At 41.8% G+C, this 20616-nt stretch carries 14 protein-coding genes; 3 read left to right on the forward strand and 11 right to left on the reverse strand.

Translation table 11 applies throughout. From position 1 onward, the window contains the following. From RMZ43_RS35005 to RMZ43_RS35050, 10 genes are all read right to left on the reverse strand, one after another. A partial coding sequence (locus RMZ43_RS35005) for a DUF4209 domain-containing protein (RefSeq protein WP_428850969.1) occupies positions 1 to 1788 on the reverse strand: 1788 nt, incomplete at its 3' end. A 62-nt stretch (positions 1789 to 1850) separates the two neighbouring features. After that, positions 1851 to 4718: a DEAD/DEAH box helicase gene (locus RMZ43_RS35010; RefSeq protein ID WP_428850996.1), complete on the reverse strand. Its 2868-nt coding sequence runs from the start codon at positions 4716 to 4718 to the stop codon at positions 1851 to 1853. 91 nt (positions 4719 to 4809) lie between these two features. Next, positions 4810 to 5874: a ParB/RepB/Spo0J family partition protein gene (locus tag RMZ43_RS35015; protein ID WP_428850970.1), complete on the reverse strand. Its 1065-nt coding sequence runs from the start codon at positions 5872 to 5874 to the stop codon at positions 4810 to 4812. Then, positions 5871 to 6626 carry a ParA family protein gene (locus RMZ43_RS35020; RefSeq protein WP_412983429.1) on the reverse strand — a complete coding sequence of 252 codons (756 nt, stop codon included), beginning with the start codon at positions 6624 to 6626 and terminating at the stop codon, positions 5871 to 5873. Before RMZ43_RS35020 ends, RMZ43_RS35015 begins: the two co-directional genes overlap by 4 nt. Positions 6627 to 6935: 309 nt before the next feature. Next, positions 6936 to 9137 (reverse strand): NACHT domain-containing protein, encoded by a 2202-nt coding sequence (locus RMZ43_RS35025; RefSeq protein ID WP_428850971.1) that lies wholly within the window; start codon positions 9135 to 9137, stop codon positions 6936 to 6938. A 449-nt stretch (positions 9138 to 9586) separates the two neighbouring features. After that, positions 9587 to 10813 (reverse strand): LysM peptidoglycan-binding domain-containing protein, encoded by a 1227-nt coding sequence (locus RMZ43_RS35030; RefSeq protein ID WP_428850972.1) that lies wholly within the window; start codon positions 10811 to 10813, stop codon positions 9587 to 9589. 346 nt (positions 10814 to 11159) lie between these two features. Beyond that, positions 11160 to 11297, reverse strand: coding sequence for a hypothetical protein (locus RMZ43_RS35035; RefSeq protein ID WP_428850973.1), 138 nt, complete (start codon positions 11295 to 11297; stop codon positions 11160 to 11162). A gap of 87 nt (positions 11298 to 11384) precedes the next feature. Then, on the reverse strand, positions 11385 to 11534 hold the full coding sequence (locus RMZ43_RS35040; protein ID WP_428850974.1) for a plasmid partition protein ParG: 150 nt from the start codon (positions 11532 to 11534) through the stop codon (positions 11385 to 11387). Between the two features lie 233 nt (positions 11535 to 11767). Then, a complete protein-coding gene (locus RMZ43_RS35045; protein ID WP_428850975.1) occupies positions 11768 to 13300 on the reverse strand; it encodes a relaxase/mobilization nuclease domain-containing protein in 1533 nt (510 codons plus the stop codon). Continuing rightward, positions 13275 to 13685 carry a plasmid mobilization protein gene (locus RMZ43_RS35050; RefSeq protein ID WP_428850976.1) on the reverse strand — a complete coding sequence of 137 codons (411 nt, stop codon included), beginning with the start codon at positions 13683 to 13685 and terminating at the stop codon, positions 13275 to 13277. Before RMZ43_RS35050 ends, RMZ43_RS35045 begins: the two co-directional genes overlap by 26 nt. A gap of 666 nt (positions 13686 to 14351) precedes the next feature. On the opposite strand from RMZ43_RS35050, the gene RMZ43_RS35055 reads away from it, so the two are divergent. The 3 genes from RMZ43_RS35055 (at position 14352) to RMZ43_RS35065 (ending at position 16656) form a co-directional block, all read left to right on the forward strand. After that, positions 14352 to 14756, forward strand: coding sequence for a hypothetical protein (locus RMZ43_RS35055; protein WP_428850977.1), 405 nt, complete (start codon positions 14352 to 14354; stop codon positions 14754 to 14756). Between the two features lie 474 nt (positions 14757 to 15230). Then, on the forward strand, positions 15231 to 15956 hold the full coding sequence (locus RMZ43_RS35060) for a CPBP family intramembrane glutamic endopeptidase (protein ID WP_428850978.1): 726 nt from the start codon (positions 15231 to 15233) through the stop codon (positions 15954 to 15956). A gap of 472 nt (positions 15957 to 16428) precedes the next feature. Further along, positions 16429 to 16656, forward strand: a complete 228-nt coding sequence (locus RMZ43_RS35065) for a hypothetical protein (RefSeq protein WP_428850979.1) — start codon at positions 16429 to 16431, stop codon at positions 16654 to 16656. A gap of 443 nt (positions 16657 to 17099) precedes the next feature. Here the strand turns inward: RMZ43_RS35065 and RMZ43_RS35070 are convergent, their stop codons facing one another. Further along, positions 17100 to 20573: a PriCT-2 domain-containing protein gene (locus RMZ43_RS35070; RefSeq protein ID WP_428850980.1), complete on the reverse strand. Its 3474-nt coding sequence runs from the start codon at positions 20571 to 20573 to the stop codon at positions 17100 to 17102. Between the last annotated feature and the right edge of the window lie 43 nt (positions 20574 to 20616).

Below are 20616 nucleotides of genomic sequence, written 5' to 3' on the forward strand. Positions count from 1 at the left end.
CCCGGATTCTTCAACTTGCTGCTGATGTATCAAGATAGGCAAGCAACAAAGCCTTAATGTAAGCCACCAGATGTAAGGCATTAAAGGACTCATAAACTCACCATCACTAATCAAACCATGAGCCATACGATTTCTTAGGTTACTGCCGGCGTGTTCGACTAGCAAACACCTTAAGTCAAATAGTGTGTCTTTATCAAAGATAGAAGCTATCTCTGGACGATAGAGAGTAGAGTTCAAATTGTGTTCGTTCTGAATACCGCTATCATCTAAACCAGAAGTGATTATGCCCCTTCGCCACATAAGATAGCGAATAGAGTTTTCAATTTGGGGAATCAGGATGTGAGTAGATGTGAAAAAGTCTCCGGTAAGTCCAGCATAAAGTCCTTTTGCAAACAAATACTCACGCTCTGGAGGAATAAATGGACTATGCGACACAATCGAGAGAATATCGTTGATTCGCACACTATGCTCTAGATTGATTTGATATCTGGCAGGCTCAATGTATGCTTGAGCTTGCAAGTTCTGGTAATAAGTAGCATTTCGGCACATTTCAAAACGAGTTGCAGCTTCTGCTTCTTCAGGATTACTGGAGAGGACAGAACCGGGTTGACGAGCAATAACCTTACCCATTTCATTCACCATGACAATAGGGAAGAGGTGAGAAGCTACAAACTCACGAGCTTGCCTCTGCACTTGTTGCTGCAATTGAGTAACATTAGTCGGAGTGCCTAGCAGAGTCAAAGCGAAAAGTGCATCTTGAAAGTCTTTACCCCTAACGTGATTTCTTACTTCCTCTACCAACTCGCTAATATCCTTTTTGTGAGAACTGGTAATCATCTCGTTGCAAGTTTCTTCTTGGTACTGAAGAAGGAGCCTGTGAACCTCCTCGGCTCTTGCTTTGGCATCCACAGTTTCTTCCCTCGTGCCGCGAATACTTCTGAAGGCTTCAACAGCGTGTTGCAAAAAGTGCGATGCAACCATATAGCTTGATGGAGTTCTCTCTAGAGCGGATTCGGCTTCCTTTACGTAAGTCTCGGCGGCTAGCATCGAAGCAGCAAATTCTTTGCCGTAGTCTTTCTCAATGCGATGCCATACAGCTTTAATATCCCAGAGAGTTCTTGCCCTGCGCCAGTCATGAGCCGATTCTGCTGAGGTTGCAGCTTTTTCAGCAAGGGCAGCATATTTTGCTGGTTCGCCAAGTCGGTACTCTTGCAATAACGCCATCAACTTTGCAGACAACCATAGAGGATCTTCTCCGTTGTAACGATCAAGAACTGCTTCTATATGTGCAACAACAACTTCATCCTGATATTTGATCTTGCGCGCTAGGCGAAGTGACCGCTCGATTCTGTCTACACAATAAGTCCAATGTTCAGGATTTTCTAATGTAGTTGCTGATTGTAGGTAAGCAGGAATTGCTAACTGAGCCATCCGATAGTCACGTCGTCTAACCCAGAGAATATCCGCTACTCGTGCCTGAAGTTCGGGATCTGAGATTTCAGTTGCAATTTCAGCAAGAAAGTCTAGCTGCTCATCTGTAAGATTCTTGAAAATGTCAGCAAAAAACTCTTCAGTTGATTCTGGCTTAATCGCAGCACTGGTTACGGCTGCCAAAACTCCAAAAACAGCTTGCTCCCTGAAATTTCCTGCTTTTTGTGCCTCCTGTGCTTTTCTCCAAAAGGTGCTGTCGTAGCTGAGACAGTCTCTCTGCTCGCTGCTGTTCACTACATCTTGCCAGCAGGCATTGGTGAAATCGTCTTTCCTCAGAGGTGGATTCAGTGGTGACATAGCGTAGCTTCTTTTTTTGTATTTTCTACTATGCCAAATTTGTAAGGATTCGGCTTGAATTTCTAGCGAATTTCACCATGTAGCCGAATATGTTCAACTAACCGCTTGGTTTCACCGCCAGCTAATTCTAGTTCCCTGAGATTGCCCACCAAAATAAACAATTCCCTTGCCCTACTAACGGCTGTATTCAGTAAATTAGGTTTCCGGTTAAGGAACCAAAAACTATGCTCTTGGTGACACTGGTAAGGAGAAAAGATAATAGCTGCTTTCTCTCCTCCCTGGAAGGTGTGAACTGTGGCAATATCATCCCAAGAAAAGTTTCGCCAACGGTTAGAGAGTCGATACTTGAGCGCGTTAGCTTGCTGCAAAAACGGCGACATCACGCCAATAGTCTTTGAGTTGTCATCCGAGCTAATAGAGTAACCTTGCTTTAGCAAGGATGTAATTACAGCTTCTACAGCTTCGATTTCTTCTGGATTGGTGTTATGGATGTGGCTTCCCTCGACATGGTAAGCCAATAGATGCGGTTCTGTTGCAGTCTGCTGATCACCTGAAAGGATTTGCAGACCACCGGGATAGTTGGGGCTGCAAAACTGAATAATGGGTGGGGTGCAACGGTAATGATTAGAGAGAATAATGCCATTGCCTAAGTCGCCTTCTGCGCCACTAGAGCCAGCAGCGCGATGATAAGCGGTAGCCGTGTATTTGGCGGTGGGGGCATAGCGATAATAGTCTTCATTCCCCATGCCCCGATCCAGAAAGGCGGTTTTCAGATATTGTTTGATGGTATCGTCGCAAAGGTTGATAATTGGCTCAATTTGTTGGGGGTCGCCAGCCACTACTGCCCGTTGCGATCGCACCAGCAAAGGAAATAATTGATGTACAAGAGTTGTCCCTGCCTCATCCACCAGTGCCAGCTTGATGATATTGGGCTGAAGAATTGGCAACATATTACGCATTGATTGAAGGGTGGAGGTAATGACGGGGAAAATCAAACTCAAGTCACGGAAGATAGCATCACTATCACTTTCCAGTTTTAGCAATGCCTCTCCGTCTCCCATCAAGACGCTGCCATAAGTTGACAATGCCCTCATAACGCTATCCTTGCGTCGGAGAACTTCTTGCAACAGAAACGCCCAGGCACATTGAAACAGTTCTAGCTGTAATTGGTGGTGGTCGTGGTAAAAAAGATTATAGAAATCCCCTTGTGGGTAACTATCGATTTGTTTCTGAATTTGTTGATATTCTGCTTGTTTTAACTCTAGTTCCTTATTTAAAGCTGTTAGCTGGGTTTGAATTTCAATTACTCCCCGGTTAAGATTCTGCCATTGTTGTGAGAAATCTAGTTTTTGGTTAACAGAAGCCTGGGCTGCGGTTAAACTAGGGCGGTCAAGGGGGGTCTGAAAGGGATGCCCTGTTGCCAAGGTGTTTAAAACAGCAGCGTTTATCCTATTTGCTAGACGCTTAAAAATTCGCTGATCCGTAGTAGCATTAAGCCAATCCAAAGCGCGTTTTGTGATGGAGTCGGACTCTTTTGGTAGCTCTCGTTCTGCCTGGGTTAAAGCTTCTCGTATTTGCTGGTAGGCATCAAGGGGAAAATTTGCATAATCAGACAAATTTGATAGCTGTTCAGTTAGGGCTTGGAACTCTGAATCAGTAACAGCAATCTCGTTATTGAGGAATTGGATTTCTCCATCTAATTGCGATCGCCGTTCGGCATCAGTGACTTTTTGAGCAGTATTCAAGCGGTCTTGCTCTATAAGTTGCTGAATTTCACTCTCGGCTTGGAGTAATTCGAGTTTGGCTTGTTGCCAAGCAGATTGATTAAATTCAGTATTACGCAGCCAATCTTGGGTTGATTGCAGTTTGGGTAAGGTTTCCTTACGGATATTAGCTTGATTGCCGCCTGAAAGATAAAACTGTTGAGCAGGAGAATTTATAGTCAGTCGTTGTTGGAATTTTTTAACGGTGCTGTTATTAGCGCCGACAAAGAATATTAAATTATTTACATCATCTTCACCGCGAACAAGCCGTAACGCTCGATTTACTACTTGCTGGGCTATGAGGTGCAGAAACACCTCCGTTTTTCCATTCCCCGGTGGCCCACAAACAGCAGTTAGTAAATTCTCCTGGGCGTGTTTGAGGACAGAGGCTTGAAATTCATCAGGTGCATGATCCGGGAAAGCACCCCAGAACATCACTTCATCTCTGGGTGATTGTGGCTGACCCCAGAGGTACTGCATCGCGGGGTGAGTTTCAGTTAGCCATTCAGCTTTAGAGTCCGGTTGTTGCAGTTCCTTGAGTATTTCCTGTATGTCTTGCTTAAGTAGGGCGTTATAGGGTGTAAAGTCACAGCGAAGCAAATAAGGTTGTCGAGAGGTTTTGTAGTTGACTCCTGGTAAGTCTACGAGTTCGAGAAAGTCCCGCAGCATTGGGAATCTTCCTTTAAATGTGTCTTCTAAGAATTTTAAAATTCCTGACGCAACAATCAGTGATTCGGCTTGTTCTTCCTCTAGTTTGTACAACCGCATTAAATTAACAATCACTGGCTGAAACTCGTATTCGAGCAAGTCCCAGCCAGTTTTGCGGTAATTTCCTTTAAAAATAGGTGAAATATCGATGGTGAACAGAGGCAGGTATTTGAGCTTTTGGTCTTTGCCCTTACCGTTGATTCTATAGATTTGGGGGAAGGCAACAGCGATTTGAACATCATTTTTGTTACCTCTAATGGCTGCTTGTTGCTGTTGCTGAAATTGGGTAAATACTTCACTATCAAGGAGTAACTTGTTGCCAACAAGCTGCACTCCCTTATCTACTACTTTTGAATAGATATCTGAAGAACGCTCGACCTCGGCTTGAGTCAGTTCCTCTAACCTGATATAGCCTAGCCAGGATTGTACTATCTGGATAAGTTTTTCTGACTCTAGCATAGTCACTTAAACATGAATCTTAGGCACTAAAGCTTAGTATAAAAAATATTTGAGCCTTTTACCTTCTACGTCCTGGTTTTGGTATGTAAGGTTACTCAACATTTGTGAGCGTTTCCAGTTGGGCAAGTAGTTTTTCTATTTGCTTACGCTTCTTTGGGTCTGACCAAATACGCGATTTTCTTAGTTTGGTAGTCGCAGCAGTAAAGCGCTCTTTGTAATTGTTAGATTCGGTGTTTGGGGTAGAAGCGGCGGCTTTCTTCTCACTAATGCGCTGTCTGATTTCGCTTAAAGACCAGTTTAGGGCAATAGCTTGTTCTAAAAACTCAACACGCTCATTCAACTTGGGAATCTGGGCGATCGCTCTAGCTTTAGTGTACTCAAGTGTTCCTTCCCTTAGTGCATCAAGGATATCTTCTGGAAGGTTGAGCAGTGGTAGGCGGTTGTTGGCGAATGATTCCCAGGTCATTAAGCCTAAGCCAAGAAACACTTCCTCAACAATTTTTAGGTCTGGATTTACTGGGGTAGAGCCATGAGTTTCATCGGATTCATCTTTTCCAATAACGTTATTGGAAGAATCTAAATTATCATTTTCATCTATGACAATATCATCCGGTTCAGCATCATCTGAATCCAATTCTGTTTTTCCAATAACGTTATTGGAAGAATTAGCCGCTTCTTTCCGTTCGTGTTGCAAGCGGCGCAATAAAGGTGGTATCTCCTCAACGCTTCGACCTAGTTTGAGAGACAGCAATTGCAGAATGCCTTCGGTTTCCTCAACTGGATTAAGGTCTTCTCGAAGTAAGTTTTCTATAAGCGCTAGTTGAAAAGCTGCGTTGTCGTCTAATTCTCTGATGACAACAGGAACTTCTTTTAACTCATTTTCTTGGGCTGCACGATAGCGACGTTCTCCCGCAACTACTTCGTGTTTGCCACCATCTACAGGGCGTACTAAAAGGGGTTGCAGGATGCCATGCTGCTTTATCGATTCGGTTAACTGCTTTAATGCTTCTGGGTCAAAGTAACGGCGCGGTTGTGTCGCTGGCAGAACAATCTGGTCTAAGGGCATCGACTGAGGCGCACTCGATACGCCTGTGGTGTCCCAAGGTACTTCAATTTTGCTTTTAAGGGGAAGGCTTGCTTTAGTAGTGCGTCTCATTTTAAAGATTCTAAACTAACGGCTATTTTTTTCAAGATTTGGACAGATGGGTGCTTTGGTTCGTAAACTGCAAGGGGCATTCGTTCTTCTGAAGCATCAACAAAAGCAGTGGAGCGAGGAATGGGGGCAAAGACAGTTCCGGCGCTTGCTAGCTGTTCGGTGATGGCTGCTAGAGTACGAGTGTCCTGGGAGTTCCGGGCATCGTATTTTGTCGGCACGAATCCGGCTATTTGCAATTTGCGGTTTGGTTTATTACGTACTGTAGCAACCGTTTTTAAGAGTTCTCCTGTTCCCTCAAAGGCTTTGAAATGAGTTTCCAAAGGCACTAGAACATGAGTAGCGGCTACAAGAGAGATGTAACTTAGTAGCCCTAAGCTGGGAGGGCAATCTATTAAGATAAAATCGTAATCGGATTCAATTGGTTCGATAGCTTCTTTGAGACGGAAATCGCGCATAGAAGCACTAACCAATTGCATTTCTGCCGTACTGAGAGAGATGTTAGCAGGGGCTAAATCCATGCCATGAATTCCCTCATGTATTGGCAAGGGTTGTTCATCCACAATGGCATTGTTGACAGTTTGCTCTATGTCTCTTGGAACCAAGCCCATAAAAATGGTTAAGCTGGCTTGGGGGTCTATGTCGATGAGCAGAACGCGATGACCCAATTGCGCTATTTGGTAGCCCAGGTTTTGGGTAAGGGTGGTTTTGGCAACACCTCCCGCCTGATTAAAAACTGCGATGATTCGGCTCATAAGTGAGTTGGTTTACTGCACCGTTACAATTAAAGATAACTGTTGATGCGTCAATCGGTACTGTTTTTTTGTTTGGGGTAAATCTCACCATTAATATACAACTCATACATAGTTTTATCTCTAATTCCAGTGAAGGCTAATTTTTGCTCAAGCTTGTGCAATTACGGTATGGTTATCAAAACTGAGCCGAAAGTTTCTCGGTTGGGTGCTAATCTGATTGCAAACCATTGTTCACTGACTAAAATCTTATTAGATGAAAAGTTGTGAAGTTGTCAGCATATGAGATTACCGGAATATGTGACTTCCTGTCTAAGGCATTGAATTACTCGGAACCAAAAACATCCGCACCTCAATTCCTTCCCAAATTGTGGGCGACACCCGTACAGATGCTTGTTTACACTGGATAATGAGATGATTGGCGTAGAGATAATTTTCCAGTGCTTTAGACTCTTCCTGGGATAAATTAATTATGTCTGGGCTAAGGTTGAAAGCATTGAGTAAAGTTTGTTGGAGGCTCTGAACAAATGTCCGATACACTTCCTGCGGTTGTTTCTCATCAGGAATTTTAGTGTTCAGTTCTTTGAGTTCGTCAATTAGCATAGTAAAATTAACGTTATTGAAGATTTTGAATGCTTCAAGTTGACGAGTGTAATTAATAGCTTCGGCGATGGCGTTGGCGATGGCGTTGGAGATGGCGTTGGCGTTGGCGATGGCGATGGCGTAGGCGTTCGCGTTGGCGATGGCGTAGGCGTTCGCGTAGGCTTCGGCGTAAGCTTTGGGGATGGCGTAGGCTTCGGCGTAGGCTTCGACTTCGGCGATAGCGTTGGCGTAGGCTTCGGCGTAGGCTTCGGCGATAGCGTTGGCGTTGGCGTTGGCGTTGGCGTTGGCGTTGGCAATGGCGTTGGCAATGGTGATCGCAACTGCACGTTTACCCACAGGTTTTAAATCCCCAGCAGATCCAGTTGTTGCCTGTTCTACCCAGTTTAATAAAGCTTGCAACTTTGGTGTGTTACTGTACTTTTGCGCCTCTTTTCCCATCAACAACAGCAAATTATCTGCACCACCCCGCATTAAACCAGCTACTAATAAAAACACTTCCTTCCAACGTTTATCTGTTAAGTGTTCAGTAACTAATTTCTCAACTAGGCGATGGTCATCAATATATTGTGCTGTTAGATATTCCTGTAGTGTCAGATGGGAGAAAGAGTAAATACTATCAGCGCGTTCTACTAATATCCCGTGTTGTACTTCAATAGATTTGAGAACATCTACCCCGTTGGTAAATCTTTCATCGGGTAGCATTTCTGCTAGTAATTTCTCAATTTTGTCTGCAATTTCCCGTCGCGGTAAAAATAAGCGGTCTTCTTGAAAGGCATCATGGGCAATTTCAGAAAGTATCATTTCCTTGCGTTTGGTATCCAGTCCCTTATAAAGGTCTTCCTGGGTAATACCTTTTTCACCTGCCCATTCTTCTAGTAAAACTCTCAATGCTCTTTCATAAAGAGTCGCTCGATTAGTGGGAATTTTACCAGAACGCTGATAGAGCAAACATACCAAAGTCAGTAATAATGGTGTTCGAGTTAATTCTTTAGCAGCAGTATATTCGTGGCTATTGAGTTTTTCCCAGCAATCTTTACCTACATCCGGTTTACTGCTAAACCAATTATTAATAAAGTTTTCAATTTGAATGTCATCAAAGTCTGCCATTGCCACATCAGTAAACCGTCGAAAATTGTGGCGATAGGCTGCTACCCTACAGGACGTAATAAAGCGATTTTTATCGTAAGTATCAACAAAGTTTTGAATGTGACTAATTACATTGGTTAAGTTTTTTGTTGGAACTTCATCCAAACCATCTAACAAAATTAGTAGCTTGCCTGACTCTAATGCTTTAGCTGTAAATTTTTCAGGCGAAGGAAAGCCACAAACACGAAACTCTTCAGCAATAATTTTCTCAATATCGATATCGCTGGATCTAAAGGCTTTTAATTCAATAAAAACTGGGATGCAGTCGTGTCTAAATTGCTTTCTTTTACCTTTCAGTACCTCTAATCCCATCTTTCGCAGAAACGTGGATTTACCAGCACCGGGGCCACCAAGTACCATCAGATATTGCTTATTATTAGCAACTTTAATTCCTTCTTGTTTACCTTTATCTTGAGATTGCAAGCTGCGGCTATTAGCTTGGCGATAAAATTTTTCTAAATTTTCGACAGATTCAAAATTACGAATGGCATCATTGTTTAAAAATTGAACTGCTGTGTAAACTGATTCCAGCGTTACAGGTTCACGCATTCCCAATACTTTAAGAATGCCGTGCCGTTCTGCATAGTTTTGAGCATACTGCTTTGATGCAGTAAAAATTAACTCCCTAGTTTCTTCATTTAGGGTTTTCCCAAACCATCCTAAAAACTTACCTCCGCCTCCCCAGAGTGACTGAAATATAGGAACAGCTATACCACTAACAGCAGATGCCGCGGCGGCGGCCACAAAACCTTCCATTCCTGTCATAAAACTAACCTTAGCGAGTAAATAATTTAAATTTAAAGCATTCTCGTTGGGGGTTTTGAGCGCTTCAAAAGAATTAATTAGAAGGCAACGGAGTGATTGCAACGCCATAGCTTTGAATGGCTACTACGGCCTCGTCTCCCAATGACCATCCGTGAGAGGTTAAGGTAAATGCACATTTGTCAAGAGGGTGCAGGAAAAGGGGATAAATCCAGCTTACAGACTGGCTTTCGCAGGGCTTTGAATACCCCTAAATCTTGATTCTCTGCACCAAGTTGAATCAATCTGTCTTTAAGCAAATGGTCATAGCTAAAAATTTTTAGTTTAATAGATGCTTTGGCTTTTAAGCGAGTAATAAAATGGACTTCTTGGTTAATAATGTTTCGTGACTAATTGATGTCGCTTGAGGTATTAAGCCGAGAACTCTGCATACAACATAAATTTAATCCGATCTAGTTTGACTGGATACTAGGGGCTTTTTCTAAAGGACACAGTCTAGAGTGCGGAATGTGGGAGCCATTGTTGTAATCAACTGGAATTCTCAGAAATCTTTCTGGTTTTATTTGACGTGGATCATTTCCAATAATCGATTTATTCGTGTTATAAATAACTTGCCATTTCTCTTCGTTCCCATAACAATTTTTTGCTATCTTTCTTAAGTTATCACCTGGTTTTACATAATACTTATAATATTTATTGTTGTCATCAAGCGGACTTTGTCTCACTGGTTGGCCAGTAGGGAGTGTTGGAGCAACTATAATATTAAGTTTATCTCTGTTAAAAATTATTAATATTATTAACAAAAACAAAGCAAGAACTATTAATCTATTATTTATAAAATAATGTTTACACAACTCGTCGTATCTTCTACGTAACGACGGAGGAATATTAGTTATCTCTAAAAAATCTGATTCATAAAAAATAGATTTTATCCGAAAGAAAAAATGATAAAATGTGAATTTAAGAAAACGATATATTATTAAACCACATATTTTTAGACAAAAGTTAGGATATTCAGTAAAGTTACTCTGGTCAATATCTTTACGAGATAAAAATCCCCACCAAGTTCTCCGATGTTTAAAAACGCCAGGCAGACCCCATTTCCATAGAGAATAAACTGCATTAACTTGTTTAGAATTCCATCTACCAGTTCTACACCCTCTGGCAACATGCTCACAGTTACTATACCACAAATTATATTTACTAGAATTCAAGTCAAACAACTGAACAAGAGGTTTTATTAACCAAGAACTAAACAGTTTCTTGAACGGTTTAGGGATGTCAAAAGTATAAATACGGTTTCTTAAAATATTTTCTTTGAAAATTTTTGCAAGTATTGCAACACGTAGTAAAGTGATTATTCTCTCATCATCGTTATAACTATTATCCTTCTCAATTTTGGGTAAGTTATTTAATACCCCCTGAAACTGTTTCCACGTTCTTTTTTGTACTATCATTCTTTCTGTACTATCTTCAACATTATTTCGTACTATCTCTTTTGTAAAATCTTTACCATTAAAAACCGAAAAATCGTATACATATAATATATTTTCTGCTACTATGCCATAATGCTTTAGGTTTGGAGATGCGCTAAACTCAATAGAAACTATATCCCCAGGTACTACTTTTCCCAACCAATCCAAATAGTTTTTTTCTATCATAATTAATATAGATGTCAAATAACAACTAGTAACTATTCAAATTTTTCCAAAAAAGTTATTTACTATGTAGATAACTTTGTATTCCGTATATAACAGGCAATTTGAACAATTCCCTATTTTCAAGATTGGCTATACTTGGTCAAATTATTACTATTATTTGCATTGCTTTCATTGTCTGTAAGCTTCTATTTCAAATTTTGAGAGTTAAAAATATTTAAAAAATTATTATTGGAAGCACTTTTTATCATTATTTCAGCTTTTTTTACACTAATCTACCTCCCGGCTGTACCCCTTATTTACCTTGTCATGATTAGTATTATGGTAAGGTGTTTGGCATAAATTCATTCTGACCTCTCATCACTTTTCAAACACCCTCTAAGACAAACTGCTCGCGCTGTTTGGCTCGCTGCAATCTAGCATCAATTTCACGCACTTCCTCATCTAAACGCAACGGTTTTGTGCCTTGAGGATTTGCTGCCAAAATTAAGATTGTTTGCACCATTCACTAAACCCCAGTTACATAAGTTGAGCAGATTCTCACTCAAATGGTTTTTCCAGTAGTAAGAACATCCCATTTGGTACTAGCCTGTTACCTCTTTATCTCACCAGCTTGGGGAACGTCGTTGCTTTCGAGCCATTGCTCGATTAGCTCAATTACTACTTGGCTCATCTTCTTACCACGCATGACACAGGTGGCATGAAACTGCTTCTTCAAGTCATCCGCGATGCTAATGTGCATTTTTTACATTGATATTATATACGTAATTATCACACAAATCTACAAATGTAAAAAAGGCGATTCCGAAAAAATACTAGTTAAAAAGCGTTTTTAGGGCTATTTTTATTGTCAATAAGCTGGGGTCTTATTGATAATACGTAATCATGATATGTTGCAATTGTGTTTCAAAAATTCTTTCTTGAACTTAACCCAGCACACCTTTGCATTCGAGTCAGGTGTACGCTCCGCATGGATCACAGGCTAAAACCACGCTCCTGCTGTCTGAGCTTTTGCTGCTCCTCTCTCAAATGAGCTACTAATTCCTGGCTCCAATCAGGATTATGGGTTTTAAGCCTTTTACCTTGTGGCAACAATTCCAATACTGCACTAGCGGCTTTATTCCCAAGATCATCATTATTGAATGCAACAACAACCCTATTGAAACTCTTGAGGAATTCCATAGGTAGGTTATTCGGGTCATCAGCTACTATCAACATGGTTCTAGTTGGTGGTAGTCCCTTGCAACTTGAAAGAAGGTAAGTGGCTGCTGACATCGCATCAATCGGTGTAGAACACAAAAAGACGTTTTCTACCTTGTCCGTTGGTTGCCCTCCCAACCTCAGATAAAACCAACCATAAGGTGTAGAGTTGTTTTGGTCGTACTCCACAGTGCGATGATTTTCTCTAGGCTTTGACCAAACTAATGCGCCAGTTTTTTCACCATCTAAATCACGCTTGATAAACAAAATATTTCGTTGCTCATCCATATAAAGCAACTGATTATTATGTAATCCTTGCGAAATATAATCTGGTATATAGCGTTTCTCGCTTAAGTACTTGTGCAACACTTGCCAAACAACTGTATCCTCTGGTGGTGGGGTGAACTGAGGCTGCTGTTGTTTGCGTTCAATATCTTGAAAGAGTTTTTCTAACTGCTCAATTGGGAGTGGTTTAGCAGGTTTGAGCAGCAATTCATTAATAGGTTCATCATCACGTTCTGTTTGGTAGTCAATGCCACGATGTTTTTGCAGCCCAGGGAAAGTATAAGCTGCGCCTAACTGTGTGCCACTAAAAGCCTGCCCATCTTTCTCATAAGAAATGCCTTTAGACTTACCATTTCTAGTGAAACCTGTTCTTACGCTAATGCCAGCTTGCTGCAACCGCATGATCAGCGTTGGCATTTGGGGATTATCAACTCCGGCTCTGTCAATTGTCTGCTGAACTGACTCTTTGATGATGCGTTGTGGAGGAGAGTCACGTTGTCCCTGTGAAAATTCTTCTTGCTCTCGCCTTATGCGTCTGATTTGTCCGGTGCTGGGTGTGCGATTCAGTTTCTCTCTACTGCCGATTACTTGCACTAACTCATAATCCTGTTCAATTTGTCGCAGAACTTTTTCAGAGCGCACATAATCCCAAGAATCATGCACTACTAGCCCTGTATCCATCCTGATTCTACTGGCTGCAATGTGGATGTGGTCGTCGTCGGTGTTATGGTGGCGGAAGATGACAAACTGATTGGCATCAAAACCCATTTCCTTCATGTAGCGATCGCCAATCTCGCTCCACTTCTCATCATCTAATAAGTCATCTTTAGCGGCTGATAATGAAACATGGTAAACAACACGCTCGGCATCAGGATTTAGTTGTCGAGACAGTTTAAATTCTTTGGCTAATTCTCTCGCATTTCTCCCGCTCATGTTGCCGCCAATGAGTTGGGCTTCATCGCGTGATTCCAAGTAATCTAACAGCTTGCGAAAACCTCTACCCTTCGTCTGCTTCCCAATCATCCTCTTCGTCTTCCTCTTCCGAATCTTCCGAATCAATGTCATCCCTTGCAATGTCCCGTCTACACTGATGCAGCAGTTCTAAAAGTTCTCTTAGCAGTTCTGGATCAGTAGGTAAAGTTCGCCCAATCTTTAGGGCTGTGTTGGTTGCTTTGACAAGCTGGTTTAGATTGTTCCCGATTTGTCCTAATTTCCAATATGTTTGTAAGCTAATTTTACTTAGTCGTTTAGGTAATGGACGCATCAACGCATTACGTCTCATCAGTTCACTTGCTGACATTCCCGCATCAAGTGATTTTATTCGCAGCAAGTCCAGTTCGATGTCGCTCAAGCGAACTGGGAAAATATGCTTTCGGACTAGAGCTTTTGACTGCTTGCGATTCGCCATAAAGAGAGATATTGATGGACATTGCGAGGGGGGTTTTTCAAGGGGGGTTTCCCCACTTGAACCAGTCTGCCGTTCGAGCGCAGCGAGACAAAGCGTAAGCTTTGAGGCATGGCTGGCTTCAAGCCCATTTTGGGGTAGGTGAGGTGTCGAGTGCTACGTGTGTACGGAGGCACAACGAGGGATTGGGGGCGAGAGTACTTTCGGCGTAGCCGTGTTGCTGACTATCCTACAACCTACAGAGGGATATATCAACGGCGTAGCTGGAATTTGATCAAATCAAGCAGTCGGTAAATTCTGGTTCGGCGTAGCCACAATAGAGGAGATAAAAACGGCGTAGCCGCTATATGAAAATTCTCTGATTCAGCGAAGCTACCACACAATATAATAGTTGGGCGTAGCTGTAATATGAAAAGATAATTCAGCGAAGCTGTTTTAAGTAAAGTTCTCTTATTCAGCGAAGCTGTAATAGCCAGATGTTTTAGCATTAGCTTGAATAAGAATACCAGCGAAACTGCCATACTAAAAACTAGTTCGGCGTAGCCGTAATACAAAAAGGTAATTCGGCGTAGCCGCAATCGCCGATTTATTTAGCATTTTGAAAACAAATGGTGCAAATTATTTCAAATAGCCGATAATTATCAGTTAATCGGGATTCACGAGATAACCATGAGTGAACATCAGAATTCAGAAGTAATTACGAAGGGCAAGATTGATAAGGCCATCAATCTACTGAAGGAACAGAAGCCAAAAGAGCGAGAAGATGTATCGGACAGAGACGCAGTTCGTCAGATGAGGAGATATATTGAAAAACTGACTTCTGACAAGTACGGCTATACTTACGATGAAGTATCGGAGATGCTGAAGGGTTTGGGGATTAATTTGAGTGGCAGCAGAATTAAATATTTAGTAGGTGAGTTGAGGAAAAGCAGTCGTCGCCGTCATCAAGCATCATCAAACAGTGACAGTAGTACATCAGTTCAAAGGGCTGCTGAAAATCAGCAGGCAGTTGTTGAAAGCAGCGAAGCTGAAGAAACACCTGTCAAGAGTACAAAGGGCAAGAGCAAAAAGTAACAGCCAGCAGCACATGAACAAAAGGATAAATCAGAACCACAGAGCAAACCAAGCAGGTCAGGCTTTGTACCTCAGCTTTACAAGGTCGAAAATTTATAAGCTGATTGAATTATTACAATCTATTGACCCAATTTAACAAGCAGTATTTGTGGAGTATGCCATTGATGCTAGGTAAATAGAATAATTAACAAAAGTTTTAGCCTTTGATGAGGTCACATTTAAAGTTATTTTAAGATGATTAAAGTTTGATATTAGCCTTTTTTTATGTAAAATTTGATGCTTTACTAAATAACTTTGGGGACGCTGTAAGACAAATTTTGAGAATTGGCTTTTCTCTGGTGAAAAGCTTTCATTGATGGAACTAAACAACGGCTAATTTACACTTATGCCAATTTCCAAAGTCCTTGCCCAACAACTGCAAAAACCTACTGTATCATTTGGTCGCTTAACGTACAATTTACTCAAACTGGTACGATGACCGCTAATACTACTTTAAAAATTATGAGAAATAGTAAAAATATTCGTTTAATAGAATTTTTAATTGTGATTGCCGTTGCCTTTGGTTCTGCAATTTTTGGTTCTGTATGCGTTCAGTTGACTGGGGCGGAGTTATATTACAACGAATACGCTAAGTATCCTATGATTTATTGGGGAACTACAATAGTCCGTCAATTGGCTATCATTGCCCTGGTAATTTATTTGATTATTAGACAAGGACGCAATATAAAGGAGTTAGGTTTCTCTTGGCTTTGGAAGGACTTGATTATTTCCATAGTACTGGCATTTATGGCATATATTGCCGGGATTGTATGGTGGCTTATTCTCTCTCAAGGATATTATATGATCATCGGAACTAAATTAAATATTCATCCTAATAATATAGAGTTTTTGAAAAAAGGTATTAATTTTTGGTCTGTGACTGCAATGTTAATTAATCCTTTTTATGAAGAACTTATTATTCGATGTTATACAATTTTCGAAGTTAAGTTTTTAACAAACAGCGTAGGTTTAGCAGTTTTTATAAGTGTAATTATCCAAAGTACATATCATTTATATCAAGGTTTTGTGCCAGCTTTACTATTAAGTGCAATGTTTGCAGTTTTTTCACTCTATTACATAAAATGGCAACGGATTATGCCCGTTATCTTGGCACATATGTATTTTGATTTAATCGCACTATTTAGTGCAGCTAGCCGCTAGAATTTTTATTCTGTTGCAACAAGCTTTAGGTGACTTCTGCTCACAAATGCTTCTTGATACAAGTTTTGTGGCGAAGGCGTTTAAGCAGATACACCGATTACAGTTTTGTTAAGCTTTCATACTGCTAGAAAGCATTACAATTTTCAAAGCTTTAGTTTAGTTAGACTAATGACGTTCACCTATTCTCTATACCCAGATAATTGGTCAGAAATTGCCACGGACGTTAAGCAACAAGCCCAGTGGCATTGTCAAAAGTGCGGGTTACACTGTATACCCCCTGGTGAAAAAACATCACATTTAACACGCTCAAAACGCAGAGTGTACACCCTACAGGTTCATCATTGGGACAGAAACCCAGCTTAGAACCACAGAGGCAACCTTATAGCTCTTTGCAGTGCTTGTCACCTTTTATACCATAGGGGCGGGAAATCAAATGTTTCACCGGGGCAGCTATCTTTGTGGTAAATAAGTCATGGACGATGATACTCAAGAACTAATCGCAATTCAGCAAGAACTCTCAGGAATTAGTGAACGCCTGAGAAAGATTTTTCCGTCAACTCATCCCCAATTTGACAACGTGTTTGAAGACGTGGGTGCAGCTTCTTATTACATCCGCGAAGCTGGTTATCGTCTGGAATCAGTTCTTATGACTGTTCAAGGTGATAGCTGTGATTTTACCCCCTGCGTGACCAAATTTTGAACCATAACGTGACCAAAAGTTAACGTAATTTCAAGCTTTTGAGTCAATCAATAACTTAGCTTTATGAATCAAATTATGTCCGCGTGTTTTAAATGTGAACCATAATACGACCAAAAGTTTTATTTTGAGACTTGGTAAAAAATGCCGAGCAAGACACACTAATTTAGTCGAAAATTTTAAACTTTCGGTCAAAATATAATTCAAAATGTCCACAATATGGTTCAAAAATATGTTTCGCCAGAAATTGAGTGATAAAGCGATCGCCTAAAATCTGAATTTTTATTTCTCTCTCATCGCGGTACGGTACAAATGAACTATTTGACCATATTCCTTGCTGTAATTAAGTTTTGAGTTTTTTGAACTCCATTTATAGCTTTGAACTATATGTTGTCCTAGTACAAAGTGAAGTATTTCGTGACCGTTTGGCTAAATTATCGTTCAAATCACAATAGCGCAGGTTCTGCGAGTGATGCAGAGATTTCAGAAACTGAAATTGAGTAAACTTCAGTAGGCAGACAACTCAGTACAATCATTAGCAAGTCAGCCTTAACAGCCGGGCTACATGAGTGTAAAACTCGCCGCAGTGCAGTATTAGTAAAGATTGTGGCAACTTCAGCGACGTGTTCTAAGGTATCTTCAGGTGATGATTCTGATTCAGCAATCAACATCGGGAAGTATGTATGCGCTAACCACTTTTCATCCTCGTCTAAGTCAGCCAAATTTTTATTACTACCGCTATTAAGACTATCTAATAGCAGGAGTAATAATTTTTTAAAGTGCTGCCAGCCCCCCCAGCGTTGGGTAAATCGGCTCACCCATCCTTGGGTAGTGTCTATGATTTTGGCGATCGCCTTTTGTCCAATTTTCTGGTGTGACTGCCAAAGGTGGGTGAAAGCGTTGACTATAGCGTGTCCGGTCTGCTGATCTCGGCTACCCGCTTCAGTGCAAAGAGAGCAGGCATCGACTACTTCTAACTTGACTCCCGGCAGTTCATCTAAGAGAAAACTAAGGTCATAGTCAGCGCAGAAGTAGAATGTTAGCTCCACATTGGAGCGACGATGAGCGCGTAATCGCCCAATCTCTTGGATGATTTCTGCTCTTAGCAGGTCTGTGAGATACTTTTGGAAAGTGCTGTCTTTATCTTCCAGGTTGACCCTTTCGCCAGTCATCACCTGATATTGTGCTGCTAAAACACCGATGTTTTGGTAGGGAATGCCAAAAGAAGCGATCGCATCACATTCACTAAACCTATTAACACCACGCCCATCGACAAAGTGACCGTATTCTGTGTAGCCCTCGGCTTGAGTTGCAATCTGTTTCCAATCGATAATGCCAAGGGTGGGGCAGAGTTCTTTCAAGGTTTCTTTGAGGGCATTAACACGGTTGCTGAGTGTATCGGAGCGATTTTTGGGCAGTTTCCCCAGCCCAGTGACGTTGACGACTTTTAAATTGTCGTAGTCTGGGCGTTGTTGCTCAATGATTAACACAGGATCATTGATGCCCAGTTTCAATTTCAACTGTTGAGATTTGAAAGTGGCATCAAGGTAAATATTAAATTGGGCAGATTTGGCCAATTCAGTATGTTTGGGGTTTCGGCGGTAAATGCTGAGTACACCCCACCCTGACTGAAAACTACCATCACCTTTCCAAGCTTCCAGAAAGTCAGGCAACCAGTAATTAGGCAAGTCAAGAAACTCCCTCCCGGCGGTTCGTGCGCTGTCTTTAACTACCTTTTTGGCAGCATAACGAGCCGCAGAGCTTTTTTTGAGTTGTTTATCTTGGGTAATATCAATTGAGTCCAAGTCTTCTAAGAAAGTTAAATCAGGTTCTGAGGCTTGGCTAATGGCTTCGATATTTAAACCTGTGGGGAAAGGGGGCAGCAGCGCTCGGATGCTGGCATCATCAAAGCCGTAGCGGTTAGTGGACTTAATTTTTTGGGTAAACAGTTGGTGTAAAACTAAGAATGCAGGTTGCAGCTGTGACATTATATTTGGTTCCAACAGTAGCAGCTTGCCTATGGTGGTTTCAAAATCGCTGAGGTTTACATCAACACTACGCACGGGCTTGATGAGCGTACCAGCTTCTTCCCATAACCGCCCAACGGTGAAAGTTTGATCAGCAGCATTAGTTAAGGTGACAGGGGTAGAGTCTGGGTGCGCTCTGAGTGAGGAATAATTTTGAATTGCAGTGCGCTTTTGAAAGCGGAAGCCAAAACCGTCACCACTAGCGAAACGGCACTGATTTTTAAGGGAACAACCGCCACAGATGGGGCTGATGCCGCTCTCTTCAAAATCAAGGCTGCTAAAATTCTTGTTGCGGAAGGCGTTAAACAAGTAAGTTCTGTGACAATTGCCGTCAGTGTCGGCAGTTTCACCCGCTTTAGTCCACAGTTTAAAATCCTCACCTGTAGGAGTTTTGCGGGTGGGGTCAAGTTTAAAGCCGTTGTGCCGCACTGGTAAGTCAACAAAGTTTTCTTCAATCGGTAGAGTAGATGGGTTTCTGTGGTTGGCATCCTGGTAAATTAGTTTATCAACACCGAATAAGGCCGCCGTCAATTGCCCCGCGTTGTAAGACTTACCTAGTCCTGGATGGGAATTATCTAAAATTTGCGTCCAGCCCTTAGAAACAGCTTCCACCCAAGCAGCAATATGTTCCTCTGGCTGGCAGGAGATAGAGATATTGCCTGTAACTTTAGTTCGGAACGGGATATTGCCGGGCTTGTAAATAATTACATTGGGCGAAGGCGTGTCAATTTCTGGTTCAGGCTGCGGTGATGGGGGCGCTTTAAATCCTTTAAATACCTCAGCAATTGGAGCGATCGCTTGCTTTAATAAATTTTGGAAGCTGCTCAAGTCCTCTCTGACTCGTCCAAGCTCCCACTGTTCGCGGCTAATCAGCCCTTTGTCGCGTTGATATGGTTCATACTGCCGTTGCGGGAATCGAAAGCCGTACTGCTTGGCAATGTGAAACAGTGTGCCTAGAGTAATTCCCCCACGGCGAAAACTGCGAATTTTAGCGTGAATGTTCCAAGTTGAGCCTTTGATGCTGGGCGACCACTGCTCGGCTATAATTTCCGCATCTGTTGCCCCATAATGATTAACCAGCGCCATCAACACCTGACGGCATTCGTCATAGTTACCGCTTCCTGGGGTACGTGGTGGAATGAATGAAAGCGCGTTTTGGATTAGCTGGTCAATGTCCCAGCCTTCAGTGAGGGAAATCTCACGCCACTCTTTACGCCGTGACTCAATTTCTTGAATTCGTCGCTGATACTCAATACGCTCAATTTGCGCGATCGCAATCGCCTCACTTATCCATTCTGCTGGTAAAGTGGCTTCAGGGTTGATCAGGGGGAATTCTGCCTCTGTGCTGCCATAGAAAACACGACTTGCATCTTTACAAGCTGGGTCATGGGGCAACTGCTGCATGAGGAAGCGCGTACAAGCTTCTACAGTATCAGCGCCTTGGACATATTCGGGGAGAAGGAAAATCAACCGAAATTTATGCCATTCTGGTTTATGGCTGGCTGTGGTGTAAATTAAAGCACAGTGTTTTTTAATGAAGGGATGGGCTAGGGCTTCTTCTATGGTTAATTGGTGATCGTAAACTTTGATAGAATTTCCGTTTGCGTCCAGTATTGGTTTGCCGTCCTCATCACGGGCGACATCGGAATTATCAATGTCGAGTAGTAGCCAGTGAGAACCAATGACATTGGCCTTACTGCGCCATTTTCCCCCTAATAATCCGGCACAGATGGCGTGACCTGCTTTAATATGTTCCTGGACATCGGCTAGAGTGCCTTCTACATCAATGAAGTTACCGGCCAGCTTCTTAAAATCCCAGTCTTTGTTTGTGCCATAGGTGTTTACAGCGAATTTAAACTGACTTTTTTGCAGTTCGTAGTTGCTATTAATCACTGATTTTTCCCTCAAATACGTTGTTTTTCAGTATTTGGAGGGG

It is taken from the genome of Nostoc sp. CmiVER01, assembly GCF_034531135.2.
Lineage (GTDB): Bacteria > Cyanobacteriota > Cyanobacteriia > Cyanobacteriales > Nostocaceae > Nostoc.

Coding starts and splice junctions, on each gene's coding strand:
- RMZ43_RS35010 (WP_428850996.1), bottom strand. CDS start 4,718: ATGCTAGAGTCAGAAAAACTTATCCAGATAGTACAATCCTGGCTAGGC.
- RMZ43_RS35015 (WP_428850970.1), bottom strand. CDS start 5,874: ATGAGACGCACTACTAAAGCAAGCCTTCCCCTTAAAAGCAAAATTGAA.
- RMZ43_RS35020 (WP_412983429.1), bottom strand. CDS start 6,626: ATGAGCCGAATCATCGCAGTTTTTAATCAGGCGGGAGGTGTTGCCAAA.
- RMZ43_RS35025 (WP_428850971.1), bottom strand. CDS start 9,137: ATGACAGGAATGGAAGGTTTTGTGGCCGCCGCCGCGGCATCTGCTGTT.
- RMZ43_RS35035 (WP_428850973.1), bottom strand. CDS start 11,297: ATGGTGCAAACAATCTTAATTTTGGCAGCAAATCCTCAAGGCACAAAA.
- RMZ43_RS35040 (WP_428850974.1), bottom strand. CDS start 11,534: ATGCACATTAGCATCGCGGATGACTTGAAGAAGCAGTTTCATGCCACC.
- RMZ43_RS35045 (WP_428850975.1), bottom strand. CDS start 13,300: ATGATTGGGAAGCAGACGAAGGGTAGAGGTTTTCGCAAGCTGTTAGAT.
- RMZ43_RS35050 (WP_428850976.1), bottom strand. CDS start 13,685: ATGGCGAATCGCAAGCAGTCAAAAGCTCTAGTCCGAAAGCATATTTTC.
- RMZ43_RS35055 (WP_428850977.1), top strand. CDS start 14,352: ATGAGTGAACATCAGAATTCAGAAGTAATTACGAAGGGCAAGATTGAT.
- RMZ43_RS35060 (WP_428850978.1), top strand. CDS start 15,231: ATGACCGCTAATACTACTTTAAAAATTATGAGAAATAGTAAAAATATT.
- RMZ43_RS35065 (WP_428850979.1), top strand. CDS start 16,429: ATGGACGATGATACTCAAGAACTAATCGCAATTCAGCAAGAACTCTCA.